At 48.9% G+C, this 3,138-nt stretch carries 4 protein-coding genes and 2 pseudogenes; 1 reads left to right on the forward strand and 5 read right to left on the reverse strand.

The genetic code is table 11. The annotated features are described in order from the left end of the window. On the forward strand, positions 1-356 hold a 356-nt coding region (locus tag IKE44_RS09535), incomplete at its 5' end, for a hypothetical protein (RefSeq protein ID WP_287465734.1). 63 nt (positions 357-419) lie between these two features. Here IKE44_RS09535 and IKE44_RS09540 read toward each other — a convergent pair. The 5 genes and pseudogenes from IKE44_RS09540 to IKE44_RS09555 all read right to left on the reverse strand — a co-directional run. Further along, positions 420-1,034, reverse strand: a complete 615-nt coding sequence (locus IKE44_RS09540; protein WP_049624488.1) for a PH domain-containing protein — start codon at positions 1,032-1,034, stop codon at positions 420-422. A gap of 195 nt (positions 1,035-1,229) precedes the next feature. Beyond that, entirely contained in the window at positions 1,230-1,427 is a 198-nt protein-coding gene (locus IKE44_RS13855) for a hypothetical protein (RefSeq protein WP_375153660.1), read from the reverse strand. Between the two features lie 23 nt (positions 1,428-1,450). After that, positions 1,451-1,803, reverse strand: a pseudogene (locus IKE44_RS09545) (APC family permease); the annotation flags it as partial. A 13-nt stretch (positions 1,804-1,816) separates the two neighbouring features. Continuing rightward, positions 1,817-2,722, reverse strand: a complete 906-nt coding sequence (locus tag IKE44_RS09550) for an acetamidase/formamidase family protein (protein WP_049624487.1) — start codon at positions 2,720-2,722, stop codon at positions 1,817-1,819. Positions 2,723-2,848: 126 nt separating this feature from the next. Then, a pseudogene (locus tag IKE44_RS09555) lies at positions 2,849-3,073 on the reverse strand (PTS transporter subunit EIIC); the annotation flags it as partial. Positions 3,074-3,138: the final 65 nt, after the last annotated feature.

Below are 3,138 nucleotides of genomic sequence, written 5' to 3' on the forward strand. Positions count from 1 at the left end.
GAGAGAGTCCTTTTTGCATGACATTTGCTTTTTTCTACCGCGCTTCGCTTGGTGGCCCCGACGAGCGTCGCGAACAAAAGTTCGCAACCCTCGTCGGGGAATCATTCCTGAATGTCACCCACAAATATTTTACTCACACTTTTACAGTGGGCTGGCGGCAGGCGGTCATCGATCACTTTTGCGGTCAGGCAGCTCGGCTCCAGTGTCCGTGTTTTGTACGGAACGCCGCATGCGCCGTTGCATCGAGCTCCGCGATGTCAAATGCCGCCATGTTGCCTATTCATCGATTCCCACAAACCTCATCTTTTGAGTTTCTTCCGGCTGCGGAGAAACGTTCCTTTTCCATATGTCGCTAAAAAAATTAGGAAAGACGCCCCACCTCTGGCACGGCGTCTTTCCCCGATACAACCTTCATCTCGTCACTGTTGAATATATTTGTCAAACACAAAGCCGAAATCCTTCACCGTATAGTTCTTTTTCGCTTCCGTCAGCCAGCGAAAAGCGTATTCATTCACGGCTTGAAAATCCGCCGATACATTGGCGCCGTCACCGCGCATGTTGGCCAACACCTTGGCCGCCAGTTCCAAACTCCGCTCCGCATAGTGGAACTTCGTTTCGTTTTCATGGCAAATCTCCGCGATCGCCAACAGCGATTTATACAAATCTTTCAGTTCCTCAATATGCTTTTTATGCACATCAATGGAGTAGGAATGCGGTCCAATTTTAAATTTAATTTCCACATCCAAATCGACCGTCCCGGCCGTTTCGAGCGATACGTCGGAAATCGGATGCTTGTAGTAATCGTAGCGGCGCAGCGTCCGTTTTTTGCTCGCGGCGCTCGTGCCGTCCAAATGAATGAGCGCGCGGTTGGTGAAGCAATACTCATCCGATTTTGATTTGATAAGAAAATAGATTTTCTCCCCATCCTCGTGCATCACATAATCATCGGCATCGACTTTGTCATAGTCTTTCGGCTGAATGACCGAACCGATGTCGCTTAACCCAAGCACATCGGCGGCGACTTTTCCAAACATGCTCATGTTCCTCCGGCTCCTTCCACGTTTTATCGGCGCCCGCCTATTGGCGGATGAACGGCGTTTTGCCTTAACAAGGCGCCGTAATCTCATACCTCTCATCTATGTAATACGTCGAGATCGGAAAAACGTTTCATCGCCTCTAAAAATCAAAGACCCAACGCCTTTTATGACGGCGTCAGGCCTTACAAGCGACTACAGTTCCCCGCTTAGACGGGAGTCTTTGTTCGTGAGCCGCAAAAAGATCAGGTAAACGAGTCCAATCGCGATCCAAATCAATCCGAGCTTTTTGCTGAGCGGGTCAAGATTGACCCACACATAACCGATGATGATAAAGCCGATAAGCGGGAACAAGAAATGATTGATGTAATCGTTGCTCTTTTGTTTGTGCAAAAAATAATTTATCACTAACGAGAATAGAGAAGAGCCGGAACGAAAATGTAATCAAGCAAAATGCCCCACCCTGCCATAAAACCGACATATTCATTCCCCGCTGGGCGTAGGAATACACGGAACCAGCGATTGGAAACGCTTCGGCCATTCTAGCGTAGCTCAGGGCAGTGAAAATCATCCCCACCATTCCGATTAAGTATGCTAAGGCGACCATCCCTTTTGACCCTTGCGCTACATACCCGTAAATGCCAAAAGGGGCGATCGGCACCATAAACACCATCCCGTAAATCAACAAATCAACAAATGTGAGCGACCGTTTTAATTCCTGTTTATAACCGAGCGACTCAACCGATGTGTTCGTTTCAAGTTGCGCCATCGCCGTTCCCTCCTCAATCCTCAAACAGGCGGATGCCATACGCTTCAAGCACAAATCGCGGTACAAAGAAACGCGCCGTGACGAGCGGGTCAACGACTTGGCTGATTTGTGTCTGACCGGCAGCGCTGAGCACCATCGTCAAATGGTTCAGCGTCAACGGAGTATGCGGCAACAGCAAATCAACCATTTCCGCAACCGACTGTTTGACCGCTTCATCCAATGTTTTGGCCGAGACGATCGTCGCAATGCCATCATCGTTTTGCAACAGTGGATGGTTGAGCGAATATCCTTTCATCACCCGGACGGTAACCGTCACTTCCCCTGGAATTTCAATTCCAGACACACCGATTTCGCCGTCCCCCATCGCCGCATGCAAGTCACCCAATGCAAACAATGCACCTTTTACAAATACAGGAAAATAAACGGTTGCTCCTGTTGTAATGAGCTTTGTATCCATATTGCCTCCATGCGGCCCGGGCGTCCCGCACGACACATCCTCACCGCTCGGCGCTACCCCGATGACGCCAATCATTGGATTTAATGGAATAGAAAGATGCTCGTCAAATATAGCCCGGTTTTCTTCTACTGGAATCATTTTTGCTTCAAACTGCGGAATCCGGTCTCCAAGCACCCCGAGCCCTGGTCCGACAGTCATGACCCCCTGTCCTTTGAGGCGAATCTGTTCAATTTTTACCGCTAAAATGTCACCGGGTTCCGCCCCTTCAATATAGATCGGTCCGGTCGCCGGATTGATATGATTCCAATCGATCGAGTCAAACGACGTTTCACTTGAAGTAATTTGATTTTGGAAACAGTCGTACGTTTCGATGACAAACGTTTCCCCTGACTGGACTGTTCGAACCGGTTGGTGGTTTTTGCTAAATGCATAAATGGCAGTCGTGCATGGAACAAATGACATGTCCGCTTTCCTCCCTTTCGTTTTTGTCTCAATAACAGGGAGCAAACAAACGGTTTTGCATTTTTTTAATTCATTGATGCCGCCCAACACAGACATATTGATGTCTTTATCAATCGCGGCGGCCCCTTTTGTCAAGACAAAGTAACCGATCGCGCCGGCCAGAGCGGCGGCGCCGTTGCCGTCTTTCGAAAAACCGATCGCCACGCCGATGGCGAAAATGAGCGCTAAATTGGAAAACACTGCATCGCCTGCGGCTGCGATAAACGGAATATTCAGTGAACTACCCCCACTTAATTTTCTAGCGAAAATTTGAAGTGGGGGCTTCCAAAGAAGTTTGACTGCTTCAAGCAATCCTTATTCTTTGAGGCGTGTCCACTTCGCCGCTAGAGCATAAGACACTCAGGTCTACAGCTTTA

The sequence above is a fragment of the Geobacillus sp. genome, from assembly GCF_017515625.1.
GTDB classification, from domain to species: Bacteria; Bacillota; Bacilli; order Bacillales; family Anoxybacillaceae; genus Geobacillus; species Geobacillus stearothermophilus.

Excerpts from the sequence above, each read along its gene's own strand:
- IKE44_RS09550 (WP_049624487.1), bottom strand. The coding sequence starts at position 2,722 with ATGTCATTTGTTCCATGCACGACTGCCATTTATGCATTTAGCAAAAAC.
- IKE44_RS09540 (WP_049624488.1), bottom strand. The coding sequence starts at position 1,034 with ATGTTTGGAAAAGTCGCCGCCGATGTGCTTGGGTTAAGCGACATCGGT.